The 23,757-nt window shown below is 64.8% G+C and carries 20 protein-coding genes; 15 read left to right on the top strand and 5 right to left on the bottom strand.

Translation table 11 applies throughout. The features are described from left to right. The first annotated feature begins 16 nt into the window (after positions 1–16). The 5 genes from tolA to LY622_RS02990 are packed head-to-tail and all read left to right on the top strand — an operon-like array spanning position 17 to position 4,759. Positions 17–1,279, top strand: coding sequence for a cell envelope integrity protein TolA (gene tolA / locus LY622_RS03010; protein WP_234289528.1), 1,263 nt, complete (start codon positions 17–19; stop codon positions 1,277–1,279). Then, a complete protein-coding gene (tolB, locus tag LY622_RS03005; protein WP_234289527.1) occupies positions 1,279–2,568 on the top strand; it encodes a Tol-Pal system beta propeller repeat protein TolB in 1,290 nt (429 codons plus the stop codon). The genes tolA and tolB overlap by 1 nt, the downstream gene beginning before the upstream one ends. Positions 2,569–2,612: 44 nt before the next feature. Then, positions 2,613–3,152, top strand: coding sequence for a peptidoglycan-associated lipoprotein Pal (gene pal, locus LY622_RS03000; protein ID WP_234289526.1), 540 nt, complete (start codon positions 2,613–2,615; stop codon positions 3,150–3,152). Positions 3,153–3,188: 36 nt separating this feature from the next. Then, complete coding sequence (ybgF, locus tag LY622_RS02995) at positions 3,189–3,962, top strand: tol-pal system protein YbgF (RefSeq protein ID WP_234289525.1); 774 nt, start codon at positions 3,189–3,191, stop codon at positions 3,960–3,962. A 32-nt stretch (positions 3,963–3,994) separates the two neighbouring features. Beyond that, a complete protein-coding gene (locus tag LY622_RS02990) occupies positions 3,995–4,759 on the top strand; it encodes a YciK family oxidoreductase (RefSeq protein WP_234289524.1) in 765 nt (254 codons plus the stop codon). Between the two features lie 47 nt (positions 4,760–4,806). Here the strand turns inward: LY622_RS02990 and LY622_RS02985 are convergent, their stop codons facing one another. After that, positions 4,807–5,472 (bottom strand): HAD-IA family hydrolase, encoded by a 666-nt coding sequence (locus LY622_RS02985; protein ID WP_234289523.1) that lies wholly within the window; start codon positions 5,470–5,472, stop codon positions 4,807–4,809. Further along, positions 5,472–6,194 (bottom strand): bifunctional 2-polyprenyl-6-hydroxyphenol methylase/3-demethylubiquinol 3-O-methyltransferase UbiG, encoded by a 723-nt coding sequence (gene ubiG / locus LY622_RS02980; protein ID WP_234289522.1) that lies wholly within the window; start codon positions 6,192–6,194, stop codon positions 5,472–5,474. The genes LY622_RS02985 and ubiG overlap by 1 nt, the downstream gene beginning before the upstream one ends. Before the next feature lie 160 nt (positions 6,195–6,354). On the opposite strand from ubiG, the gene galU reads away from it, so the two are divergent. The 6 genes from galU (at position 6,355) to msrA (ending at position 16,491) form a co-directional block, all read left to right on the top strand. Next, positions 6,355–7,245, top strand: coding sequence for a UTP--glucose-1-phosphate uridylyltransferase GalU (gene galU / locus LY622_RS02975; protein WP_234289521.1), 891 nt, complete (start codon positions 6,355–6,357; stop codon positions 7,243–7,245). A gap of 5 nt (positions 7,246–7,250) precedes the next feature. Further along, positions 7,251–8,558: a UDP binding domain-containing protein gene (locus LY622_RS02970; protein ID WP_234289520.1), complete on the top strand. Its 1,308-nt coding sequence runs from the start codon at positions 7,251–7,253 to the stop codon at positions 8,556–8,558. A gap of 73 nt (positions 8,559–8,631) precedes the next feature. Beyond that, positions 8,632–9,549: a coiled-coil domain-containing protein gene (locus LY622_RS02965; protein WP_234289519.1), complete on the top strand. Its 918-nt coding sequence runs from the start codon at positions 8,632–8,634 to the stop codon at positions 9,547–9,549. Positions 9,550–9,608: 59 nt separating this feature from the next. Beyond that, positions 9,609–11,495 (top strand): autotransporter assembly complex protein TamA, encoded by a 1,887-nt coding sequence (gene tamA / locus LY622_RS02960; RefSeq protein WP_234289518.1) that lies wholly within the window; start codon positions 9,609–9,611, stop codon positions 11,493–11,495. Beyond that, a complete protein-coding gene (gene tamB / locus LY622_RS02955) occupies positions 11,459–15,811 on the top strand; it encodes an autotransporter assembly complex protein TamB (protein WP_234289517.1) in 4,353 nt (1,450 codons plus the stop codon). The genes tamA and tamB overlap by 37 nt, the downstream gene beginning before the upstream one ends. A gap of 65 nt (positions 15,812–15,876) precedes the next feature. Further along, a complete protein-coding gene (msrA, locus tag LY622_RS02950; RefSeq protein ID WP_234289516.1) occupies positions 15,877–16,491 on the top strand; it encodes a peptide-methionine (S)-S-oxide reductase MsrA in 615 nt (204 codons plus the stop codon). On the opposite strand, the gene LY622_RS02945 is transcribed toward msrA, so the two are convergent. The 3 genes from LY622_RS02945 to can all read right to left on the bottom strand — a co-directional run bounded on the left by LY622_RS02945 (position 16,472) and on the right by can (position 19,557). Further along, complete coding sequence (locus LY622_RS02945) at positions 16,472–17,512, bottom strand: hydrolase (protein ID WP_234289515.1); 1,041 nt, start codon at positions 17,510–17,512, stop codon at positions 16,472–16,474. The two genes, msrA and LY622_RS02945, sit on opposite strands and share 20 nt — an antisense overlap. Before the next feature lie 7 nt (positions 17,513–17,519). After that, positions 17,520–18,827: a Xaa-Pro dipeptidase gene (gene pepQ / locus LY622_RS02940; RefSeq protein ID WP_234289514.1), complete on the bottom strand. Its 1,308-nt coding sequence runs from the start codon at positions 18,825–18,827 to the stop codon at positions 17,520–17,522. A 70-nt stretch (positions 18,828–18,897) separates the two neighbouring features. Beyond that, on the bottom strand, positions 18,898–19,557 hold the full coding sequence (gene can, locus LY622_RS02935; protein WP_234289513.1) for a carbonate dehydratase: 660 nt from the start codon (positions 19,555–19,557) through the stop codon (positions 18,898–18,900). Between the two features lie 169 nt (positions 19,558–19,726). Between can and gorA the strand changes: the two genes are divergently transcribed. From gorA to LY622_RS02915, 4 genes are all read left to right on the top strand, one after another. Next, on the top strand, positions 19,727–21,088 hold the full coding sequence (gene gorA / locus LY622_RS02930; RefSeq protein WP_234289512.1) for a glutathione-disulfide reductase: 1,362 nt from the start codon (positions 19,727–19,729) through the stop codon (positions 21,086–21,088). A gap of 237 nt (positions 21,089–21,325) precedes the next feature. Beyond that, positions 21,326–21,904: a diaminobutyrate acetyltransferase gene (gene ectA, locus LY622_RS02925; RefSeq protein WP_234289511.1), complete on the top strand. Its 579-nt coding sequence runs from the start codon at positions 21,326–21,328 to the stop codon at positions 21,902–21,904. 89 nt (positions 21,905–21,993) lie between these two features. Next, positions 21,994–23,259, top strand: a complete 1,266-nt coding sequence (ectB, locus tag LY622_RS02920; RefSeq protein WP_234289510.1) for a diaminobutyrate--2-oxoglutarate transaminase — start codon at positions 21,994–21,996, stop codon at positions 23,257–23,259. Between the two features lie 81 nt (positions 23,260–23,340). Beyond that, positions 23,341–23,751: an ectoine synthase gene (locus tag LY622_RS02915; protein ID WP_234282819.1), complete on the top strand. Its 411-nt coding sequence runs from the start codon at positions 23,341–23,343 to the stop codon at positions 23,749–23,751. Positions 23,752–23,757 lie beyond the last annotated feature (6 nt).

The raw sequence follows: 23,757 nt of genomic DNA, 5'->3' as shown, positions 1-23,757 counted from the left end.
GGAGAACGAAAACGCCATGGCTCGACATGACCAGCGCGCGCCCACCCAGCCGGATCGACCTGTTGGCTATGGTCTGCCAACGGTTCTCGCTGTTGGCCTGCACGTCCTGGTAGTGGTGCTCAGTGTGGTTACGCTACCCCAGCGCCAGCCGGAAGATCCCCAGACCAGCTCCATCGTGCAGGCCACGCTGGTCAGCACCGAGACCACGACGGATCAGGCTCAGCGTGCCGAGGAGGCGCGCGCTCGGGCAGCGGCCCGCCAGGCCGAAGAGGAAGCCCAGCAGGCCGAGGCCGAAGCACTCGAACGCGCCGCGGAAGAGCAGGCGGCCGAGGAAGCGGCCCGCCAGGCGGAGCAGGAAGCCGCTGAGCGCGAAGCCGCACGGGAAGCCGAGGCGCGCCAGCGTGAAGAGGCACGGGAAACCGCAGAAGCGGAAGCCCAGCGACGTGCCGAAGAGGCCGAGCGCCAGGCACAGCTGAGAGAAGAACAGGAAGCTCAGCGGCAGCGCCAGCAGGAGGAAGCGGCCGAGGCGCAGCGCCAGGCCGAAGAGGAAGCCCGTCGCCAGGAAGCCGAGGCACAACGGCGGGCCGAAGAAGAGGCCCGTCAGCAGCAGGAGGCCGAGGAGCAGCGCCGCCGCGAGGAGGAGGAGGCCCGTCGCCAGCAGGAGACCGAGGAGCAGCGCCGTCGCGAGGAGGAAGAGGCCCGTCGCCAGCAGGAGGCCGAGGAGCAGCGCCGTCGCGAGGAGGAAGAGGCCCGTCGCCAGCAGGAGGCCGAGGAGCAGCGCCGTCGCGAGGAGGAAGAGGCCCGTCGCCAGCGGGAGGCCGAGGAGCAGCGCCGCCGCGAGGAGGAGGCCCGCCGTCAGCAGGAGGCCGAAGAGCAGCGCCGCCGCGAGGAGGAGGCACGTCGAGCCGCGGAACAGGCCAGCCAGGGCCTCGATCGCGCCATAGAGGGTGAAAGCGAATCCGTGGCCAATGCACGACAGGCCCAGGAGGCGGCCAACAGCTTCATCAACCTGGTGCGAAGGGCGGTGGAGCAAGCCTGGGTGATTCCCCCAGGCGCAACAGGAAACCTGGAGGCCATAGTGCAGGTCCAACTGGGACCCTCTGGCGAACTGTTTGGCGCTACTATTATCCAGAGCAGCGGTGATAGCAGCTTCGACCGCTCTACAATACAGGCGGTGGAAGCCGCCGCACCGTTCAGTGAACTGCGCCAATTACCCGCTATGGCGCAGCGTGACTTTCGACAATTCAATCTGCGGTTTCGACCGGGAGATGTACGCTGATGAAAGCCTTGATGACGACCTGGCTGAGCGCCTTGCTTTTGATGTTCAGCACGCTGGCACAGGCCAACCTGACGATTGAGATTACACGCGGCAGCGACCGCGCCACTCCCATCGCGGTGGTACCTTTCGCCGCCGACGGCGAAAACCTGCCCGAGGACGTCGCCCAGATTATCAGCGACAATCTCCAGCGCAGCGGTTACTTCGAGCCGCTCGATCGCCAGGCAATGTACGACAGGCCCAGCAGCGGTGACGAGGTTCAGTTCGGCCAATGGCGCGGACTGGACGTGCGCTACCTGGTGGTAGGCCGTGTCAGCCGCGAAGGCGACGGGTTTCGAATTCGCTATGAGCTGATGGATGTCAGCGGCTCCCGCCGCATGCTGGGTGAAAGCGTGACAGCCAGCAGAAACGAATTGCGTGGCGGGGCGCACTACATCAGCGATCAGATCTTCGAGTCCATTACCGGCATTCGTGGCGCCTTCGCCACGCGTATCGCCTATGTCACGGCCCGGGGTGCCGGCGATGACATGCAATTCGCCCTCTATGTCGCCGATGCCGATGGTCACAACAGCCAGGAGGTCCTGAGCTCGCGGGAGCCGATCCTCTCGCCGGCCTGGTCGCCGGATGGGCGCAAGCTCGCGTATGTCTCCTTCGAAACGGAACGCCCGGCGATCTATATCCAGGAGCTGGCAACCGGCCAGCGGGTCAGGGCGACGTCCTTCGAGGGAATCAACGGTGCTCCGGCCTGGTCGCCCGACGGGCGCAGGCTGGCCATGGCGCTGTCCAAGGACGGCCAGCCGGAAATCTATATCATGGATGTGGCGTCGCGGAATTTCGAGCGCATCACCAATAACAACAATATCGACACCGAGCCGAGCTGGTCGCCGGACGGACGTAGCCTCCTCTTCACTTCCGATCGTAGCGGCGGGCCTCAGCTCTATCGTTATACGGTGGGCAGTGGCGAGACCGAACGGCTTACGTTTACCGGCAACTACAACGCCCGCGGACGCTTTGCTCCCGATGGTGAATCCATTTTCCTGGTCCACCGCAGCAACAATGGCTACCAGATCGCCAGGCAGGACCTGGGGTCGGGTCGGCTGGTCGTAATCAGTGAGTCTCGTTGGGATGAATCACCCAGTGTTGCACCCAACGGGACCATGGTAATCTTCGCCACCCAGCAAGGAAACAGCGGGGTGTTGGGGGCGGTGTCGGCCGATGGACGTGCGTCCTACCGGCTGCCATCGGCGCAGGGTGACGTACGTGAACCCGCGTGGTCACCGTTTCTGAATTAATGCTCGATGATCCGTGTCTTTCGAATCCTTCAAGGAGTTTGACGATGCAATTCAAGTCGCATGCCAGGAGCCTGGCACTCGCCCTTTCTCTGGCGCTCGTGGCCGGCTGTTCCAGCACCGGTGGGACTCAGGACGGGTCTATGGAGGGCACCCGCAACGGCGCAGCCGGTACCGGCGTGGCGGGTAGCGGTCAGGTCAGCGGTACCGGTGTCGGTGCCAACGGCGATCGTGCCGGCCAGCAAGCCGACGGCCGCATTCCCGAAGTCCGTACTATCTACTTCGACTTCGACCGCGACAACATTCGCTCCGAATTCGAGTCAGTGCTGGTAGCCCATGCCCGCTACCTGCGCTCCAACGGCAACGCTCGCGTCGTGCTGCAAGGCCATACCGACGAGCGTGGCACCCGTGAATACAACATGGCCCTCGGTGAGCGTCGCGCGAATTCCGTGAAGCGTTTCCTTGAGGTTCAGGGTGTCTCTCCCTCCCAGCTGGAGATCGTCAGCTATGGTGAAGAGCGCCCGGCAGTGCGTGGCAACAATGACGATGCACACGCCCAGAATCGTCGTGTGGTCTTCGCCTACTGATCGAGCCGGCGCGATGGTGCGCCAATGGAGTCCAACATGAGACACAGTCTGAAAAGGCTGTGCGGCGCGGGAGCCCTGGTGCTCCCGCTGTCCGTGATGAGCCTTGCCGTTGCACAACAGCGCCCTGTGATCGAGGACCTGACCGCCTCTCCGTCGCGATCCTTCATGGATCAGGCAGAAGTTCGGGAAGAGTCCCGGGGCAGCCTGGTCATTTTCAACCAGGTGGAGGAGCACCAGCGGGAGATTCAGCAGCTGCGTGGCCAGATCGAAGAACTGCGCCACCAGCTCGAACAGCTGCGTAACCAGACGCGCCAGCAGTACCTCGATCTCGACGAGCGGCTGATGGCCGGCAGTGCCGGCATCGAAGCCCGCCCGGAAGTCGACGAGGAGTCCGCCCGCCAGGTCGCCCAAGCGCCATCGCCGAGCGGTGTGAGCGCCAATGCCCAGGCGGCCTACCAGGCGGCCTTCTCCAAGGTGCAGGCGCGCGAATTCCAGGAGGCGATCAGGGCCTTCGAAGCCTTCGTGGTCGAGCACCCCGACAACAACCTGACCGCCAATGGCCATTACTGGCTGGGGGAGTTGCACTCCGCGGAGGGCAATCTGGCCGAGGCCGATCTCGCCTTCCGGCAGGTCATCGAGAACTACCCCCAGAGCAGCAAGCTGCCCGATGCCCTCTACAAGCTCGGCCTGATCAAGGCCCGCCAGGGGGAGCCCGGTGAGAGCCGAGAATTGCTGGAGCGGGTGAGGGATGATTATCCCGACAGCAGCGCTGCCGGACTTGCCAACGACTTTCTACGCCAGTCCCTGTGAGGGCTGGCCCCGCCCGAGGACGAGGAGCCGCGATGAGCTGCAGGATCGACTACCAGGCGCCAGCCGATCTGCTTGAAGGACGTATCATTCTGGTCACCGGAGCCGGTGACGGCATCGGTCGTGAGGCCGCACTGGAATTCGCCCGCCATGGAGCCACGGTCATACTGCTGGGTCGTACGCTGAGCAAGCTGGAAAAGGTGTACGACGAGATCGAGGCGGCAGGCTGCCCTCAGCCCGCGATCGTGCCGCTGAACTTCGAAGGCGCCACGCTGAAGGATTACCACGACCTGGCGGAGATGCTCGACAAGGAGTTCGGCCGCCTCGACGGTCTCCTGCACAATGCCAGCCTGCTGGGGCGGATAACCCCCTTCGAGCAGTACAATCCCGAGCTCTGGGAGCAGGTCATGCAGGTCAATTTCAACGGACCGGTATGGATGACCCAGGCACTGTTGCCGCTATTGCAGGCATCGAAGGACGCCTCGGTGGTCTTCACTTCGTCCAGCGTGGGGCGCAAGGGGCGTGCCTATTGGGGTGCCTACTCGGTCTCCAAGTTCGCGACCGAGGGGTTCATGGAAGTGCTTGCCGACGAGGTCGAGCACCTCGGCACCCTGCGGGTGAATAGCCTCAACCCCGGTGCGACGCGCACGACCATGCGGGCCAATGCCTACCCGGGCGAAGACCCCGAGACGCTGCCCACGCCGCAGGCCATCATGCCCACCTACCTGTGGCTGATGGGGCCCGACAGTCATGGCCATAACGGCGAGCGCTTCGACGCGCAGCCGCCGAAGTCGGCGTAGCCCCGGCGTCATGGCCCGCTCCCGGTGCCTGGGTCAGAATGCCTGGATCAGAGTGCGGGAGCGGGCATCAGGGTCTCCGCCAGGGACGCGCTGGTCTCGAACCATAGGTCGGCCGGCCAGTCGCGATAGTCGTCTCCCTCCTCGATGTAGCCGTAGCCCACGGCTATGGCCGGCATGCCGGCGGCACGCGCCGCCTGCATGTCGCGCAGATGATCGCCGATATACCAGCACCGCTCCGGCGCGACGCCCAGTGCCACCGCAGCGGCCCACAGCGGTTCGGGGGACGGCTTCTTGACGGGCAGGTCGTCGGCGCAGAGGAGGGCGCCTGGCATCAGGCCCAGGGCGTCGATCAATGGCGCCGCATAGGCCCGAGGCTTGTTGGTGACGATGCCCCAGGGCCGACGCCTGGACTCCCAGTTCGCCAGCAGGCGATCCAGCGGGGGAAAGACCCGGCTCTCTTCGGCGACGGCCTGGCCATAGGCCTCGAGCAGAAACTCCCGGGCTTCCTCATGGCCGTCGTGGGCCTTTTCCAGACCCAGTGCCAGCATGACCAGGGCGCTGCCCCCATTGGAGACCTGGGCGCGGATCACCGGGTAGGGCAGTGGTGCCAGCCCATGATGGGCACGCAGGGCATTGGTGGCTCGTGCCAGGTCGGGTGCGGTATCGACCAGGGTCCCGTCGAGGTCGAACAGCAGCGCGTCCGGCAACTGCATCAGCTTGTCTCCCGGCGACAGTGCATCAGGTAATTGACCGAAACATCCTGTGCCGAGAGCCGGTAGCGGCGGGTCAGCGGATTGTAGACCAGGCCGCTCTGTTCGCGTACTTCCAGGCCCGCTTCCCGACACCAGCCGGCGAGTTCGGAGGGGCGGATGAACTTGCGGTAGTCATGAGTGCCGCGGGGGAGCATCCTGAGCAGGTATTCGGCACCGATGATCGCCAGGGTGTAGGCCTTGGGGTTCCGGTTGAGCGTCGAGAAGAAGACGTGCCCCCCCGGCTTGACGAGGGTGGCACAGGCGCGAATGACGGAGCCGGGGTCGGGTACATGCTCCAGCATCTCCAGGCAGGTCACCACGTCGAACTCGCCGGCATGCTCGGCGGCCATCTCCTCGGCACTGGCTTGACGATAGGTCACCTCGACACCGCTTTCCTGGGCATGCAGGCGCGCCACGCCGAGGGGCGCCTCCCCCATGTCGACGCCGGTAACGCGGGCACCGCGATGGGCCATGGCTTCGGCAAGGATGCCGCCGCCACAGCCCACGTCGAGGACCTGACGTCCCGCCAGGCCACAGCGCGCATCGATGAAATCCAGGCGCAGCGGATTGATGTCGTGCAGCGGCTTGAATTCGCTCTGCGGGTCCCACCACCGGCTGGCCAGCGCCTCGAACTTGGCAATCTCGGCCTGGTCCACATTGTGGTGATGGAGGCTTGCGCTCATGTTGTATCTCCGTGTGAATGGGTCGACACCCTGGCATCATTCAATACCTTCGGTATCATGCGCTATTGTACCCGTAGCGACCCGGGCTTTCCCATGACGGAATCATCGGTGGCCCGGGTCGTCATTTTGATCAACCGACTCCAGCGACAAGGAAGGCACAATGATTCGCAAGGCTGTTCTCCCCGTGGCCGGCTTCGGAACCCGATGCCTGCCCGCATCCAAGGCGATTCCCAAGGAGATGATCACCATCGTCGATCGCCCCGTGATCCAGTATGTGGTGAATGAAGCGGTCGCCGCCGGGATCCGCGATATCGTTCTGGTGACCCATGCCAGCAAGAGTGCTATCGAGAACCACTTCGACAAGCACTTCGAGCTCGAGGCGAGCCTCGAGGCCAAGGACAAGCAGGAGCTGCTCGACGAACTCAACGCCATCGTTCCCGATGACGTCAATATCATCAGCGTTCGCCAGCCCGAGCCCCTGGGCCTTGGCCACGCGGTACTCTGCGCCCGCCCGGTAATCGGCGACAACGAACCCTTTGCGGTACTGCTCCCCGACGTCCTGGTGGATGATGAGGGCCTAGAGCGCAACGACCTGGCGGGAATGATCGATGCCTTTCAGGCCAGTGGACGTTGCCAACTGATGGTCGAAGAAGTGCCGTGGGAGAATGTCCACAAGTACGGCATCGTGGATCCTCGGGGCGGCGCACCCTCGGCGGGTGAATCCTGCCCGCTGAACGGGGTGGTGGAGAAACCGTCACGGGAAGAGGCACCCTCCAACCTGGCCGTCATCGGTCGCTATATCCTGCCGGGCCGTATCTTCTCCCTGCTGGCCGAAACCCCGCCCGGCGCCGGCAACGAGATTCAGCTCACCGACGCCATCGAGACGCTGCGTCAGACCGATGGCGTCGACGCCTGGCGAATGCGCGGCAAGACCTACGACTGCGGCCATCAGCTCGGCTATCTCGAAGCCACCATGGTCTATGGTCGCCGTCATCCGCGCTTCGGCGAGGGCTTTCGCGAACTGCTCTCCCGCTATAGCCAGCCGGAGTAATCGCCATGCGACTCGAGATTCATGGAAGTGAGCTGGCGGCCGCCACGGCCGCCGCCGCCCTCTCCTGGGTAGGGCACCAGGTGCACTGGGTGCCCCACGCCTCGATGCCCTGGCCCCGCCTGCTGGAAGTCGACTGGCTGAAGCGCGAGCCCGACCTCATGGCCAGCCTCCAGGAAGGGCGTGAGCTCGGCACCCTGACGGTGGCGGGCAGCGACACGCCGCACCCGGGCGCCATCGATATCCTATGGCTCGCTCTCTCTCCCGAACAGCGGGACGAGGCCGGCGATCTGGTGGAACAGGCCGCTGCGGGCCACGGTGGCGGGCTGATGCTGATCAACAACTCCACCTTCCCGGTGGGCGAGACCGAGCGCCTGGAGTCGCGCCTTGGAGCGCCGGAGCGCCGTGCCGTAGCCCTGGTCGACATGCTGGAGGAGGGGCGCGCCTGGGCCAGCTTCACCCGCCCCGGCCGCTGGCTGCTGGGCTGCGATGACGATCATGCCGAAGCCCAGGTGCGCGAACTGCTGCGCGCCTTCAATCGACGTCGCGATGTGGTTCAGCGCATGCCGCGTCGTGCGGCGGAGCTGACCAAGCTGGCCACCATCGGCATGCTGGCAACGCGTATCAGCTACATGAACGAGATCGCGGGGTTGGCCGATACCCTCGGGGTGGACGTGGAGCATGTCCGCCAGGGCATGGGTGCCGACTCACGGATCGGCTATGAATACCTCTATCCGGGCTGCGGTTTCGGCGGACCCAACTTCTCCCGCGACCTGATGCGGCTGGCCGATGTCCAGGAGGCCAGCGGCCGCCATTCGGCGCTGCTGGAACAGGTTCTGGATATCAACGAGCAGGTGAAGGAGACGCTGTTTCGCAAGCTCTGGACCCATTTCCACGGCCGCCTGGAAGGGCGCACCCTGGCGATATGGGGCGCGGCCTTCAAGCCGGGCTCGGCCCGCATCGATCATGCACCGGTCCTCACGCTGCTCAAGGCACTGTGGGCCCAGGGCGTCAAGGTTCGGCTGCACGACCCCGCCGCCACGGCGGCGCTGCGCGCCGAAGTCGGCGACCATCCATTGCTGGAGCTATTCGATGCCGACCCCTATGCTGCCTGCGAAGGCGCGGATGCCCTGATGCTGGTCACCGAATGGAAGCACTACTGGAACCCGGACTGGGCCAGGCTGGCGGGACAGCTACGGGAAGGCCTGCTGCTGGATGGGCGCAACATCTACGATCCATCCCATGTGGCGAGCTGGGGACTTTCCTACCGGGGTATCGGCCGCCGGGCCGACCCCGCGCAGACTCCTTCTCGTTGAGGTAACAGCGTGCGTGCAGGCGGTTTCCCTGCTTACAATGGGCGCCTGCCGCCTTTGCTGAAAGGAGTTTGCCATGCCAGAAGCGCGTCCGCCCGAGCGACGCCCCATCGTCCCCGACCCGGACACCAGCCTGACGCGGGCACGGCGGCCAGCACAGCCGATGCCCAGGCTTTGGCCGCTTCGGCTGATGGTGTTCCTGCTGGTCATTGCCCTGGGAGCGGTGACCTGGTTCGGCTGGCAGGAGCGTCAGCGCTTCGATGAGCAGTGGCGACAATTGACCGGCGAACTCTCCAATGTCCATGCTCGCTTCGATGCCGAGGAAGGCCGAGGCGATCGCCTGGAAGTGATCGAGTCACGGCTGACGACGCTGGAGAATCGCGGCGAATCCCTGGCTGCTCGCACGGCGAACCTGGAGGTGGAGGTGGAGCAGGTCGCCGACATCGACGAATCGCGGCTTGACGAGCTGGACGATCGCCTCGCTGGCGTTGCCGAGCAGCTGGAGACCATGGCCGAGGAAGCGGCCTACCGGGATGCCCTGCTGAGTGCGACCCAGGTTTCGATGGATGCACTGGAGCGGGCCAGTGAAGAGGGGCGCCAGGCATTGGCCACCCGCATCGAGACGGTGGCCGATTCCAGCCAGCGCACCGCCGAGCAACTGTCGGAATGGCAGGGCCGCTTCGATGAACTGGGCGACATCCAGCAGGACGTGCAGGCCGCCCTGGCGGAGGAACTGGCCGGTCGGGACGAGCGTTTCCAGGCGCTGGATGAGCGCACCCGGAGCCAGGAGGCGGAGCTGATCGCTCAGCTCGAGAGTGTGACCGAGCGTCTCGACGCCTTGAACGAGGAGCTGGAAGGCCTTGCGTCAGGCCAGCAGGAGCATCAGGAAACGGTTAGCGGACTGCAGAACAGACTCACCGCCATGGAAGCCGAATTGATCGAGCTGCGTCAGACCCAGCTCGCACTCAGTGCCGGGTTGGAAGCCCTGCAGTAATGCCATCAGGTGGGCCTCCAGTCGCGGGTTGGACTGGAGCCAGTCAGGAAACCGTTGATATGGGAAAGCGCGTAGCAGCATGCCTTGGGGCAGTGGTCCTGTGCCTTGGCCTCAGCCAGGATGCGCTGGCCCTCGAGGCCCGTATCGACGGGCTGGAGGGCGATGTCGCCGACAATGTTCGCCACTACCTGGGCAGCCTCGATGCCGCCCAGTACGGGCGAGTGCGTCTCGAAGGCGAAGTCCTGCGGCGCACTCGGGAGGCCATGCGGGTCTATGGGTACTATGAACCCCAGATCCACCAGCGACTCGAAGAGCGTGATCCGCCCCGTCATGTAGAGCTGGTCATCGAGCCCGGCCCCCAGGTCATCATCGAGGTTCTGGACATTCGCCTCGAAGGCGATGCCAGCAACGATGGCCCTTTCCGCGATACGGTCGAGGCATTCCCGCTGGACGTTGGCGACCCGCTGCAGCATGCCCCCTGGGACCGCATGCGCAATCGCCTTGCCAACCTCTCCCTGGAACGGGGCTATTTTGACTGGAGCTTCACTGACCGGCGCATGGAGGTCCGGCCCTTCGACGAGAGCGCGCGCCTCTACCTGGCGCTGGACAGCGGGCCGCGCTACGCCTTCGGCGATGTGACCATACGGGGTAGCCATATCCTCCAGGAGCGGCTTCGGCAGATGGCCCCCTTCACGCCGGGGGAACCCTACCTTGCCGGGGATGTGGCGCTCTATGCCCAGCGCCTGGGGCAGGCGGGCTGGTTCAGCTCGGTCAGCGTACGTCCGCGGCTGGACAGCCGCCGGCAGTTGGCCCTGACGCCCCCTGAGCTGGGTTGGTGGAACGAGGTCGGCACCCAGGGAGAGGCGACGCTGCCCAGCGATCGGGCAGAACCCTCGCCGCCGCCTGCCGATGGGCCACGGCTATCCGCCGAGGCACTCACCGCCGTGACCACGCTGCATCGACCCGAACGCCCCGTCATGCCGATCGATGTCGTGCTGGCACCGGCAGACCGGCACCAGTTCGAGGTCGCCGTGGGCTACGCCACCGACGTAGGGCCCCGGATGGGTTTCGGCTGGGAGCAGCCCTGGATCAACCGCTACGGCCATAGCCTCGACCACGACCTCTTCATCTCTCAGCCGGAGCAGCGCCTGACCGGTACCTACCTGTTACCGCTGGACGATCCGTTGCGCGATCAATACCGCCTGCAGTACGGCTTGCGTCATCGGGACATGGAAGATACCCGGACCCTCGAAAGCACGATCGAACTGGCACGGCGCTGGGAGTTCGACAACCGCTGGGTGCAGACACTCTACGTCCGCGCCACCTACGAGGACTTCACCCAGGGCGGGGAAGCCGATAGTGTCCTCATCTACTACCCCGGGGTGAGCTGGTCACGGACACGGACTCGCGACCCTCGGTTTCCCAGCTGGGGCGACCGCCAGAGAATTGCCTTCGAATACTCCGACGGCATGTGGGGTTCGGGTGCCGACTTCCTGCGCATGACAGGCGATACCGAATGGATTCGCATGCTGGGCAGCAATCTGCGTTTCGTGAACCGGCTTGGCCTCGGTGCCATCGAGACCAATGACTTTTCCCAGGTGCCGCCATCGCTGCGCTTCTTCACCGGCGGCGACCGCACGGTACGTGGCTACGGGTATGAAACCCTGGCGCCGCGAAACGAGGAGGGGCGGCTGCGAGGCGGCCAGCAGCTGTTGACCGCCAGTACCGAGGTTCAGCACCGCATCACCGGTAACTGGTGGGGCGCCGCCTTCATCGATACCGGTGACGCCTTCGATGACTGGGGTCCCGATTCGCTCAATACCGGGGCTGGCCTCGGAGTACGCTGGATTTCACCCGTCGGTCCGGTACGCTTCGATGTCGCCCATCCCTTTGACGACGAGGAGAATGCGTGGCGCCTTCATTTCGCCATCGGCCCGGAATTCTGAGGGCTCGGCTGCTGTTCTGGTCTCTTGTTCGTCTGCTGTTCGTACTGCCACTCTGGCTGCTGGGCTGGGTCATCCTGGCGCTGGGCCTGGCGCTCTCCCCATGGGGCACTGGCTTCTTGCTGGAGAAGGGGGCCGAACGAGGCTTCTACCAACTGGAGGATGCCGAAGGGGCCCCGCTCGACCGACTGGTCCTGCACGGCCTGGAGCTGGACGCCGGGCCCGCGACGGTGTCATTGCAACGCCTCGACCTGGCCTGGTCCGACGACTGCCTGCTCCGGGGGCGGCTCTGTATCGAGCATCTCGCCGTCGAGGGTGCGCATATCCAGCTACGAGCGGGTGAGGCCGATCCGGAAGAGGAGGAAAGGGCGCCCGCAGGAGAGATCCGCCTGCCGTTTCCCGTGGAGATCCGTGCGCTGTCGCTGGTCGACGTGGAGCTGTCGCTGGCAGACGGCACGCGGCTCCGCTTCGATGATTTCTCTTCGGCGGCCAGGGCGAGTGCATCCGAGCTCGAGTTGCTGACCACCCGCCTGGAGGGGCTTCGCGTTTCGCTTCCCGCCTCGCCGGGGGCCGAGCTGGCTCCGGTCGACACCGAAGATGGCGCGCCACGCCTTGCCGCACCAGCCATTGACGCGGCCATCGCACTGACGGACGCGCCGCCGGGCACTGCCGAAGTGGAGGAGGAAGCCGTCGCTGCCGAGGAGCGGGTGATTCGCCTGCCCCTGGCCGTGACGGCCCCCGAGCTTCAGGTCGTCGACACGATCGTAACGCTGGGGGACGGTACTCGGATCGAGATCGATACGTTCACCTCCGGCATCGAGGCCGCCCAGTCGCAGCTGGCCCTGTTGCCGGCTCGGCTTACCGGACTGCGCATTCGCCTCCCTCTCTCTCCAGGGGCTCAGCTGGCTCTGGCGGAGAGCGAAACCGACGAGCCTCGCCTGTCAGCGGAAGCCATCGATGCCTCTATTGCCCTGGCATCGCCGTTTCCGGCGGCCATCGCTGCCGAGATCGAGGCCGGTCTGGCGCTGGCCCAGCGCGAGCGCATCGCGCTTCCCGAGATTCATCTTCCCCTGTCGGTGTCCGTGCCGCATCTCCGGCTCGAGGAGATCGAGCTCAGCGGCCTCGTCGATTACTCGATCCGGCACCTGACCCTGGGCCTCGAAGCCAGCGGCCAGGAAGTCGAGGTGACCTCCCTCAATCTCGCCACCCTGGATGTCGATGCTCAACTGTCGGCCAGGGTCCAACTGCGGGACGACTATCCCCTCGATGCGCGGCTGCGTGCCAGTCTGTGGCTACCGGAAACCCTGCCCGAGCTGGCCGGACAGCGGCTCGATCTGCTGCTGAGCGGAAGTCTCGGCGACCTGGAGGCAGAGCTGGCTGCCACAGGCCCCGTGGAGGCAGAGCTGACGGCCCGGCTCGATGCGCTGGACCCGACCTTGCCCTTTACCGCTTCGCTGGAAAGCGACCTGCTGCAGTGGCCACTGCCGATGCGGCTGGTCACCGACATGCCCGAGGACGTGGAAGAGGTGTCGGTCGACCCCTATCTGATCGAAGATCTGTCGCTGCGCCTCGCAGGCAGCCTGCTCGATTACAGTGCGGCTCTGTCGATGCGGCTGGAAGGGCCCGAGATACCGCGTACCCGTGTGGCCCTGTCGGGCAGCGGTGATTTCGAGCACTTTGCCTGGCTGCCACTGTCGTTGACCCTGGGCGATGCCTCGCTGGTCAGCCGCGGTCGTGCCGACTGGTCCCAGGGCCTGGACGTGAGCGCCGTCATTCGCCTCGATAACGTCGATCCCGGGGCCTTCACCGACGCCACCGATGGCCGCCTGAGCGGCGATATCGAAGTGGCGTTTGCCCAGGGGCTCCATGGCTGGCAGCTGGACGTGCCTCGCCTCGATATCGGTGGCGAACTGCAGTCGCTGCCGATGTCGCTGCAGGCGCGCCTCAGCGGTGACAGCGAGATGCGCTGGGAGATCGATCGCTTCGAGTTTCGCCAGGCCGACAATCGCCTCTCCGCCAGCGGTGCGGTGACAGAGCAGAGCATGAGCCTTGACGGCGAGATCGACCTGCCCAACCTCTCCAACCTGCACGACGACCTTGGCGGCAGCCTGGCCGGGCAATTCACCACATCGGGAAGCCTCGAGACGCCCCAGATCGACATCGAACTCCTTGGCGATAGCCTGGTGTTTTCCGACAATCACCTGGAGAGCCTGCAATTGGCAGGCAGCATCCTGGGGCTGGACGACCCCGCGCTCGATCTGAGGCTGGACATCGAGAGTCTCAACGCCGGCGGACAGCGCTTCAGCGAGGTCTCCCTCCTTCTCGACGGCCGCCTATCGGACCATGCGCTGACGCTGGACGCCATTGCCGGACGCGGCATGCCGCTGTCACAGGCCTCACTGGTACTCGAGGGAGGGCTCTCCCAGGACCGCCAGCGCTACACCGGGCGTATCCATCCGCTGGAGGTGACGGCGGAGTACGGCGATATCCGCCTGGACGAACCACTGAGCTTCAGCGCCGATCTCGAGGCCGGCAGCGTGCGCGTGCAGCCGTTCTGCCTGCGCCGCGAGCAGGGCGGCAGTATCTGTCTCGACGAGACGCTGCAAGCCAGTGCCGATAGCGGTGATGCCGCTCTCTCGGTTCGCGGGTTGCCCATGGAACTGCTGGATGAATGGCTGCCCGAAGAGTGGCGTGCGACGGGCCAGACCGACATGAACCTTCAGGCCCAGTGGAGAAGGGGTGGTGCCCAGTGGCGCCTGCAGAGCGACCTTGAAAGCGAGATCTCCCTCCAGGGAGTGGATATCTACGGTCAGCCCTGGTCGCTGCCGGCCACGCAATTGAGTGTGAATGTGGATGCCAGCCAGCAGAGAGTCGATCTGGACCTTGACCTGCGCCTGGCCGATGCCGGCCGCGTTCGACTGCGCGTGGGACAGGACGATCCGGCCGGCGACGGCGCCCTGGAGGGGACCCTGACCCTCGATGCACTCGATCTGTCACGCTATCGCACCCTGGCCGCCGGCATGGACACCCTGGAGGGCGTCATCGATGGGCGAGTGGACATATCCGGCACCGGCCAATCCCCGCAGCTGAATGGCGCCCTGGAGTTGAGCGGCCTGCAGGCCAGCGGGATGGATATCCCCCTGATCATCGTGGATGGCCGCATCCGGGTTGAGCTCGACGGCGAGACCGCCCGTATCATGGGCTATGTGGAAAGCGACGATGGGCGGCTGGTGATCAACGGCGATGCGGCCTGGCCCTCGCCGGACGACTGGCGAATCGGGATCGACCTGGACGGCACGCAGCGACCGCTGCTGGTAACGATGCCCGAGTTCGGCCGGTTGCGCATCGCGCCGGACCTGCGGGTGCGCATCGACCCGAGTCGGCTGCAGGTACGCGGCGCGGTTCAGGTCCCCTGGGCACGGCTCGAGATCGGCGATACGCCGCCCGCTGCGGTCTCACCCAGTCCCGACGAGATCATCATCACCCGCCGCGACGAAGCCCGTGCCAGGCGTACCGCCGACCTCGAGGAAGAGGCCGGGGCGGATGAGGCCGCTGCGGTGGCCTTGCAGCAAGCCGGCATGTCGCTGGACGTTCGCATCGACTTGAACCTGGGGCCCGATATGCAATTTGAATCCCGCGGGCTCGAAACGGGGCTGCGGGGTACGTTGCAGGTTCGCCAGCAGGACGGGCCGGTGCAGCTGTTCGGTGACGTCATCCTGGCCGATGGGCGCTTCCGCGCCTTCGGCCAGGACCTGATGATCCGCCAGGGCCAGCTGCTCTTCAGCGGTCCTCCTGACCAGCCACTGCTCGACTTCGAGGCCATCCGCAATCCCGACCTGACCGACGATGGCGTGATCGCGGGGCTTCGCGTTACCGGCTTTGCCGCCGAGCCAAGCCTGGAGATCTTTTCCGAGCCGGCCATGGATGAAGCCAGTGCCCTATCCTATCTCCTGCGTGGACGGGCACCGCGGGATGGCGATGCCGACGGCGCCCTGACGGCTGCGCTGGTCGGCCTGACCCTGGGGCAGACCGGCGGCGCGGTGGGGGCTATCGGCCAGGCCTTCGGCATTGACGACCTGGCGTTGGAAACGGCCGGCATGGGGGACGAGAGCCAGGTGGTGGTGACCGGCTATCTCACCGAGGACCTTCGCATCAGCTACGGCGTCGGTATCTTTTCGCCCATCGCCGAGCTGACCCTGCGCTATACCTTGTGGCGCAATCTCTATGTGCAGGCCGTTTCGGGTGCGGCGCAGGCGGTCGATCTGGTCTATACCTTTTCCCGCCCCGGGAAACCTCCGCAGGTCGATAGCGGTCCATAACCCAGGTTCATGTGCGAGAGTCCGTCGACCACAGCCTGAAGAGCGCTCGAGCTCAAGGAGAGAACATGATCATCGACCCAGCCCGCGCCTTGCCCGGGCGCGATAGCCCGCTCGCCGTGTCGGGCATACATGCCGTCAACGGCCACTCCATGCTGCCACCCTTTCCCGATGGGCATGAGGTCATCGTGTTGGGTCTGGGCTGCTTCTGGGGCGCGGAACGACTGTTCTGGCAGCTCCCGGGGGTTCATGTCACCGCCGTTGGTTATGCCGGCGGCGTCACCCCCAATCCCACCTATGAGGAGACCTGCAGCGGCATGACAGGTCATACCGAGGCGGTGAGAGTCGTCTTCGATCCCGCCAGGATCGATGTCGAGACACTGCTGCGCACCTTCTGGGAGGCCCATGACCCCACTCAGGGCATGCGTCAGGGTAACGACGTGGGAAGCCAGTACCGCTCGGCGATCTATACCACCGGCGACGCGCAGCATGCGGCGGCCCAGCGCAGCCGCGACATCTACCAGTATTCGCTGTCACAGGCGGGACAGGGGAAGATCACCACCGAGATCGCTCCGCTCACCGACTTCTTTCTGGCGGAGGAGTATCACCAGCAGTACCTGCACAAGAACCCCGGCGGCTATTGTGGCCTGAAGGGCACCGGCATCAGCTGCCCGATCGAGTGAGATGGGGCCCGGCCCGGCCCGTCCAGGGAATCGCCGGGCTGCTCCATGACGCCAGCTCTCGGCTTATCCGTCGGGCAAGCCAGGGTTCCAGCCGGCGGTTGCGCCACTCCATGAAGCCGACATGCCCTCCGTGCCGGGCGATCTCCAGATGCACGGCAGGAGAGGGGGCGGGCAGGCGCTCATAGAGGCTCGCCGGCATGAAGGGATCGTCATCGGCGTGCAGGATCAGGGTGGGAAGCTCGACGTCTCCCAGCAGGGGGCCGGCGGAAGCGCGCTGGTAGTAATCCTCCGCCCCCTCGAAACCGTGCAGCGGCGCGGTCACCACATCGTCGTAGGCGCGCAGGCTGCTCAGGCTGTCCAATCCGCCGGCATCCAGCGGCAGCGGCAGTGCCCCGTGGACGAGCTTGTCACGAACCTTGCGCTTCAGCGCACTCAACAGGTGCCGCTCGTAGATTCGGGAAACCCCCTGATTGAGCCGGTCGGCACTGGCCGCCAGGTCCAATGGCGCGCTGATCACGATGGCACCGGCCAGGTCCAGGCCATCTCCCCCCTGTTCGGCCACCAGCTTGAGCAACATGTTACCGCCCAAGGAGACGCCAGCGGCCACCTTGAGCGCCTTGGGAAAGCGGTGGGTGAGCTGTCCGAAGAGCCAGTAGGCGTCGGCGGTATCGCCGCTGTGATAGGCCCTCGGCAGGCGATTGGGTTGGCTGCCACAGCCACGGAAGTGCATCAATACGGCACGCCATCCCAGCCGGCTGGCCGCCGAGAGCAGCCACCGCGCATAGGGGGAGTCGAAGGAGCCTTCCAGCCCATGAAAGAGCACGAAAACCGGCGCCTCGGGATCTGCGGGCTGGGGGCTGGCCCAGTTCAGCTCGACGAAATCGCCGTCGGGCAGTTCGAGCACTTCTACCTCGCGTGCCAGTGGCGGACGCGGCAGGAGGCGCGGCAGCAGCGTCTGCACGTGGGCATTGGTCAGCCCGCGTGGTGGTGAGAAGTCGGCTTCGTGTCGCCGCTCGCGCATGATGGTATCACTCGGCCTCGGGCGTCAGGTTCTTGGCAGTGTCGCTGGTGACCAGGACGTTATCCTCGATGCGAATGCCGCCGTGGGGGGCCAGTCGTTCCACCCGTTCCCAATTCACCTCGCGACCAACCGGCCCCTTACGCAGTGGGTCGAGCAGCATGGGAATGACATAGAGCCCCGGTTCAATGGTGACCACCATTCCCGCTTCCAGTTCACGCGTCAGGCGCAGGGCGGGATGCTTGTCGGGCGGGGGCAGGGCCGCACCGTTCGCGGCACGACGCCCGGCCACATCGTGAACCTGAATGCCGAGTAGATGGCCCAGCCCATGGGGACAGAAAGCCCGTGTGATACCGTTTGCCACGGCAGATTCGGGGGTGCCAAGGACCAGGCGGTGCTCGACAAGCAGTTCGGCCAGCAGGTCGTGCATCCGCTCATGCAGGGCAACATAGTCGACACCGGGGCGCACGGCGGCAATCAGCTGTTGCTGCACCTGTGCAACGCCCTCGATGAGCGCGTGAAACAGTCCGTCCGCCTGGGCACCCGCCCAGGTGCGGGTGATGTCGGCGCAGTACCCACGGTAGCGATGCCCTGCATCGACCAGCAGGCTATGCTGCTGCTTCGGGGGCAGGGTGTCGTAGTGCTGGTAATGGAGGACGCCGCCGTGGGCATTGATGCCGACGATATTGCCGTAGGGAACATGGCTCTCGCGTTGACGCGATGCCTGGAGGTAGGCGAGCTGCACATCCAGCTCGGCGGCACCTGACAGGAAGGCATCCCTGGCCGCCCTATGGCCGGCCATGGCCTGTCGGTTGGCCCGGCCGATGCAGGCGACCTCGTACTCGCTCTTGCGCACCCGCCCCTCGTCCAGCGCCATGAGCAGGGCGCCGGGATTGAGTTCGGCCCCCAGCGCCCTGGCAGTCGCGGCATCCACGTCACCGATGACGGCATAGCGGCCACGGGGCAGGGCGGGAGGCACATCGAAGCGCCCCTTCACCACGTCGACACGCTCGGTCCAGGCCTCCGGAGGCAGGCAGGCAGGCAGGTGCCAGAAGTCGTCAGGGGCATGCAGGTAGAGCACCGGGCGCTTCCCCGGGCACACCAACAGCCAGCTGTGGGTGAGATACGCCTGGCCGGTCCAGTGCTGGAAATGACCGTAGGCTTGGAAACTGGCGTGCTGGTCGTCGCCGAAATGGAGGGCGGGCTGGCCGCTGTAGAGCAATACGCAATCATGGCCGAGGCTGGAGAGCGTCTCGGCATAGCGCTGCTCTAGCCGGTCGAGATGGCAACACTGGAGCTCAGCGAGCGGATCGATCATGGCAGCCTTCCTGGCGGTCTGGTTAATGCCAGTTTAGCGTAGTGCCAGGAGTGGACGATAGCCGGATCGATCAGCGCCCGGGTGTCGGCGGGGGCTCGACCCGGTCGATGCGATAGAGGGTCGCCACCTGATCCAGACCCTGTACCGTACAGGAGAGATCGCTGATTCTCCCGTCGCCAAGGCCGTATATCCAGCCGTGGACGGCCAAGGCCTGGCCACGCTGCCAGGCCAGCTGGATGATCTTGGTGCGGCACAGGTTGTTGACCTGGGCCCTGACGTTGAGCTCGCACATCCGGTCCACCTGCTCATCCAGCGGCAGCGCCGCCAGCGCTGCGCGATGATGGCTGTAGAGTTCGCGGACCGAGTGGAGCCAGTAGTCCACCATGCCGCACTCGCCGCCGGCTACCGCCGCCCGGACACCGCCGCAGCCGTAGTGGCCGACGATCATGATGTGCTTCACCTTCAGCACGTCCACCGCATACTGCACGACGGAGAGGGCATTCATGTCGTTGTGGTGGAGCAGGTTGGCGACATTGCGATGGACGAACACCTCCCCAGGGGGAAGCGAGACGATCTGGTTGGCCGGCACTCGGCTATCCGAGCAACCGATCCACAGGTAATTGGGGTTTTGCTGGCTAGACAGGCGGGTGAAATAGTCCGGGTCTTCCTGGCACATGCGCTCTGCCCAGGATCGGTTGTTCTCGAGTAGAGTGGCGATTTCCTTGTCCATGTAAAGCGTTTCCGGTGGCTTGATCGGCGCGGCCAATGGCCGGGGGGCTTTTTTACAGGCGCTCAGGGCAGCGGTCAACCGCCACACTCCCGAGACGCGGCCTGCACTGGTATTATCGCCCCATTCCAACGGGCCCTGTTCGAGAGCCCGGTTCGAGAAGGAGAACTTCGTGCCAGACTTCGACTATGACCTCTTCGTCATCGGTGCCGGTTCCGGCGGTGTGCGTGCGGCGCGCACCGCCGCCGCCACGGGCGCACGTGTCGCCGTGGCCGAGGATCGCTACCTGGGAGGCACCTGCGTCAACGTGGGTTGCGTACCCAAGAAACTCTACTCCTACGCGGCCCATTTTCACGACGCCTTCGAGGACGCTGGCGGTTTCGGGTGGCATCTGCCAGCCGCACCCACCTTCGACTGGGCCACGCTGCGTGACAACAAGAGCGGTGAAATCAAGCGCCTCAACGACATCTACGGCCGCCTGCTGGAGACCGCAGGAGTCAGGCTGATCAATGGACGTGCCCAGGTGGTCGACGAGCATCATGTCGACGTGGGCGGTGAGCGCATCAGTGCCGCCAGGATCCTGGTTGCCGTCGGCGGCTGGCCCTGGGTGCCCGACTTCCCCGGTAGCGAACATACGGTGACGTCCAACGAGATCTTCGACCTCGAGCGCTTCCCCGAGCGCTTCCTGGTGCTCGGCGGTGGTTATATCGCGGTGGAATTTGCCAGCATCTTCAACGGCCTGGGCAGTGAGACCCACCTGGTCTACCGCGGCGAGCTGTTTCTTCGCGGCTTCGACCGTGAGGTTCGGGAGTTCGCCCGCGACCAGATGGCCATCAAGGGCGTGAACCTTCAATTCGAAACCAACATCGAGCGTATCGAACCGGGCGATAATGGCCTGCTGGTGTTCCTCACCAACGGCGAGACACTGGAGGTGGACGCGGTGCTTGCAGCTACCGGCCGCAAGCCTCATCTGGAGGGGCTTGGCCTCGGTGAGCTGGGTGTCGATTGCAATGACGATGGCACGCTGAAGGTCAATGAGCGGTTCGAGACATCGGTACCATCCATCCTGGCCCTGGGCGACGTCACCGGTGGCCCGGAGCTGACGCCGGTGGCCCTCGCCGAGGCCATGCACCTGGTCAAGCATCACTTCTCCGACACCCCGACGGCGCCTCTGGATTACCAGAATATCGCCACGGCGGTCTTCTGCCATCCGAACATCGGCACCGTCGGTGTCTCGGAAGAGCAGGCACGGGAAAAATATGGGGCGATCCGCGTCTACCGAACCGACTTCCGGCCCATGAAACACACGCTTTCCGGAAGCCAGGAGCGTTGCCTGATGAAGCTCATCGTCGATGATGCCAGCGACGTGGTGGTCGGTGCGCACATGGTCGGTGAAGAGGCCGGGGAGCTGATTCAGGGTATCGCCATCGCCGTGAGGGCAGGCCTGACCAAGGCCGATTTCGATGCCACCGTGGGGATCCACCCGACCGGCGCCGAGGAGTTCGTCACCATGCGGACCCCATCGCGCACCTGAGCCGATGCAGGACATTCCATTCGAGCCGCCCCCGGGCGGCTCGTTTGCGTGAGGTGGCCAGGAAAAACCTGGACTAGACTATCAGCGTGACGCGAGAGGGCGATACCGGGCACCGGACAGATGGTGTCGTTGCATAATTTTCTGTTATGGAAGGTGGCTCGGGGCATAATGTCCATTTTGATTTGGTCATGAGCCCTGTTATCATTATGCGTAACATCGCTACAGCGAAGTCTGAACATGAATGTGACACCGCAGCCTTTTACACCTTCTGCCGATCTGGCACGGCCCAGCGTGGCCGACGCCGTGGTTGGCAGCGATGCCGCACCGCTGTTTATCCGCAAGCCCAACCCCGATGACGGCTGGGGCATCTATGAGCTGATCAAATCCTGCCCGCCGCTGGACGTCAATTCCGCTTACGCCTACCTGCTGCTGGCGACGCAGTTCAGGGATACCTGCGCGGTGGCGACCAATCAAGAGGGCGAAATCGTCGGCTTCGTCTCGGGCTACGTGAAGAGCAACGCGCCCGACACCTACTTCCTGTGGCAGGTTGCAGTCGGTGAGAAGGCTCGCGGTACAGGGCTTGCCCGGCGCCTGGTGGAAGCCGTCATGACCCGCCCGGAGCTTGACGATGTGCACCATCTGGAAACCACCATCACACCCGACAATCAGGCTTCCTGGGGGCTTTTTCGCCGTCTGGCCGATCGCTGGCACGCCCCGCTGAATAGCCGTGAATATTTCTCCACGGACCAGCTCGGCGGTGAGCACGACCCCGAGAACCTGGTGCGTATCGGTCCCTTCGATACCGGTCGCCTCTGAATCCCGTCCGCTAGACGCTGGGTGGCCGATGAACAGTGCCGCCCTCGCTCTTCCTATGCTTGTTTTCACCCTCATCAGGAGGTCGCACGATGCAGACCCAGACACTTGAACGCATGGAATCCAACGTTCGGACCTATTCACGCTCTTTCCCGGTGGTCTTCACCAAGGCCATGAACGCGCGCCTCACCGATGAAAACGGTCGTGAATACATCGACTTCCTGGCGGGCGCCGGTACGCTCAACTATGGTCACAACAATCCGCACCTGAAGCAGGCACTGCTCGACTACCTGGCCAGCGACGGCATTGTCCACAGCCTGGATTTCTGGACGGCCGCCAAGCGTGACTATCTGGAAACCCTGGAGGAGGTGATCCTCAAGCCCCGCGGGCTGGACTACAAGATCCAGCTGCCCGGGCCGACCGGCACCAACGCCGTCGAGGCTGCGATTCGCCTGGCACGCGTGGCCAAGGGGCGCCATAATATCGTCACCTTCACCAACGGCTTTCATGGTGTCACCATGGGATCGCTCGCCACCACCGGCAACCGCAAGTTCCGCGAGGCCACCGGCGGCATCCCCCTCCAGGGCGCGGCCTTCATGCCCTTCGACGGTTATCTGGGCGAAAATACCGACACCCTGGACTATTTCGAGAAGCTGCTGGCCGACAAGTCCGGCGGCCTCGACACGCCTGCCGCCGTGATCATCGAGACCGTGCAGGGGGAGGGCGGTATCAACGTGGCTGGCCTCGAGTGGCTGAAGCGCCTTGAGCAGATCTGCCGTTCCAATGACATCCTGCTGATTGTCGACGACATCCAGGCCGGCTGTGGCCGTACCGGCAAGTTCTTCAGCTTCGAGCATGCCGGCATCACCCCGGATATCGTGACCAATTCCAAGTCGCTGTCGGGCTTCGGCCTGCCGTTTGCCCACGTGCTGATGCGTCCCGATCTCGACAAGTGGAAGCCCGGCCAGTACAACGGCACCTTCCGCGGCTTCAATCTGGCCTTTGCCACCGCCGCTGCGGCCATGCGACAGTATTGGTCCGACGATACCTTCGAGCGGGATGTCCAGCGCAAGGGAGAGATCGTCGCAGACCGCTTCCAGAAGATCGCGGCATGGCTCACCGAGCGTGGAATTGAGGCAACCGAGCGGGGTCGTGGCCTGATGCGCGGCATCGATGTCGGCAGCGGCGAGATCGCCGACAAGATCACCGGCAAGGCGTTCGAGAGCGGCCTTGTTATCGAGACCAGCGGCCAGGACGGTGAAGTGGTCAAGTGCCTTTGCCCGCTGACCATTCCCGACGAGGATCTCCAGCAGGGCCTGGACATCCTCGAAGAGAGCGTCAAGCAGGTCATCGCCTGAGTAGAGCAGGGCGATAGCGTCTAGTGTATCGGCCGGTTGTCTCGCAGCCGGCCCGTCAATAGTTAACGGGAGTGACACTCTATGATCGTTCGCAATCTCGAGGAAGCGCGTCAGACCGACCGCCTGGTCAAGTCCGAGAGCGGCACCTGGGACAGCACCCGACTGAGCCTGGCCGACGACGGCGGCAACTGTTCTTTCCATATCACGCGTATCTACGCGGGTACCGAGACGCATATCCATTACAAGCATCACTTCGAGGCGGTCTACTGCATCGAGGGCGAAGGTGAAGTGGAAACCCTGGCGGATGGCAAGATCTGGCCGATCAAGCCGGGCGATATCTATATTCTCGACCAGCACGACGAACACCTGCTGCGCGCCCACGAGACCATGCACCTGGCCTGCGTCTTTACGCCAGGGTTGACCGGCAAGGAAGTGCATCGTGAGGATGGCTCCTACGCGCCGGCTGATGTCGACGACAAGAAACCGATCTAGGCCGAG

Source organism: Halomonas alkalisoli, from assembly GCF_021412585.1.
GTDB classification, from domain to species: Bacteria; Pseudomonadota; Gammaproteobacteria; order Pseudomonadales; family Halomonadaceae; genus Halomonas; species Halomonas alkalisoli.
The sequence above is the reverse complement of the archived record's forward strand: the minus strand, read 5'-3'. Positions and strand labels throughout refer to the sequence as shown.

What these genes read in the sequence shown, in the direction of transcription:
- tolA (WP_234289528.1), top strand. Translation starts at nt 17, where the DNA reads ATGGCTCGACATGACCAGCGCGCGCCCACCCAGCCGGATCGACCTGTT.
- tolB (WP_234289527.1), top strand. Translation starts at nt 1,279, where the DNA reads ATGAAAGCCTTGATGACGACCTGGCTGAGCGCCTTGCTTTTGATGTTC.
- pal (WP_234289526.1), top strand. Translation starts at nt 2,613, where the DNA reads ATGCAATTCAAGTCGCATGCCAGGAGCCTGGCACTCGCCCTTTCTCTG.
- ybgF (WP_234289525.1), top strand. Translation starts at nt 3,189, where the DNA reads ATGAGACACAGTCTGAAAAGGCTGTGCGGCGCGGGAGCCCTGGTGCTC.
- LY622_RS02990 (WP_234289524.1), top strand. Translation starts at nt 3,995, where the DNA reads ATGAGCTGCAGGATCGACTACCAGGCGCCAGCCGATCTGCTTGAAGGA.
- LY622_RS02985 (WP_234289523.1), bottom strand. Translation starts at nt 5,472, where the DNA reads ATGCAGTTGCCGGACGCGCTGCTGTTCGACCTCGACGGGACCCTGGTC.
- ubiG (WP_234289522.1), bottom strand. Translation starts at nt 6,194, where the DNA reads ATGAGCGCAAGCCTCCATCACCACAATGTGGACCAGGCCGAGATTGCC.
- galU (WP_234289521.1), top strand. Translation starts at nt 6,355, where the DNA reads ATGATTCGCAAGGCTGTTCTCCCCGTGGCCGGCTTCGGAACCCGATGC.
- LY622_RS02970 (WP_234289520.1), top strand. Translation starts at nt 7,251, where the DNA reads ATGCGACTCGAGATTCATGGAAGTGAGCTGGCGGCCGCCACGGCCGCC.
- LY622_RS02965 (WP_234289519.1), top strand. Translation starts at nt 8,632, where the DNA reads ATGCCAGAAGCGCGTCCGCCCGAGCGACGCCCCATCGTCCCCGACCCG.
- tamA (WP_234289518.1), top strand. Translation starts at nt 9,609, where the DNA reads ATGGGAAAGCGCGTAGCAGCATGCCTTGGGGCAGTGGTCCTGTGCCTT.
- msrA (WP_234289516.1), top strand. Translation starts at nt 15,877, where the DNA reads ATGATCATCGACCCAGCCCGCGCCTTGCCCGGGCGCGATAGCCCGCTC.
- LY622_RS02945 (WP_234289515.1), bottom strand. Translation starts at nt 17,512, where the DNA reads ATGCGCGAGCGGCGACACGAAGCCGACTTCTCACCACCACGCGGGCTG.
- pepQ (WP_234289514.1), bottom strand. Translation starts at nt 18,827, where the DNA reads ATGATCGATCCGCTCGCTGAGCTCCAGTGTTGCCATCTCGACCGGCTA.
- can (WP_234289513.1), bottom strand. Translation starts at nt 19,557, where the DNA reads ATGGACAAGGAAATCGCCACTCTACTCGAGAACAACCGATCCTGGGCA.
- ectA (WP_234289511.1), top strand. Translation starts at nt 21,326, where the DNA reads ATGAATGTGACACCGCAGCCTTTTACACCTTCTGCCGATCTGGCACGG.
- ectB (WP_234289510.1), top strand. Translation starts at nt 21,994, where the DNA reads ATGCAGACCCAGACACTTGAACGCATGGAATCCAACGTTCGGACCTAT.
- LY622_RS02915 (WP_234282819.1), top strand. Translation starts at nt 23,341, where the DNA reads ATGATCGTTCGCAATCTCGAGGAAGCGCGTCAGACCGACCGCCTGGTC.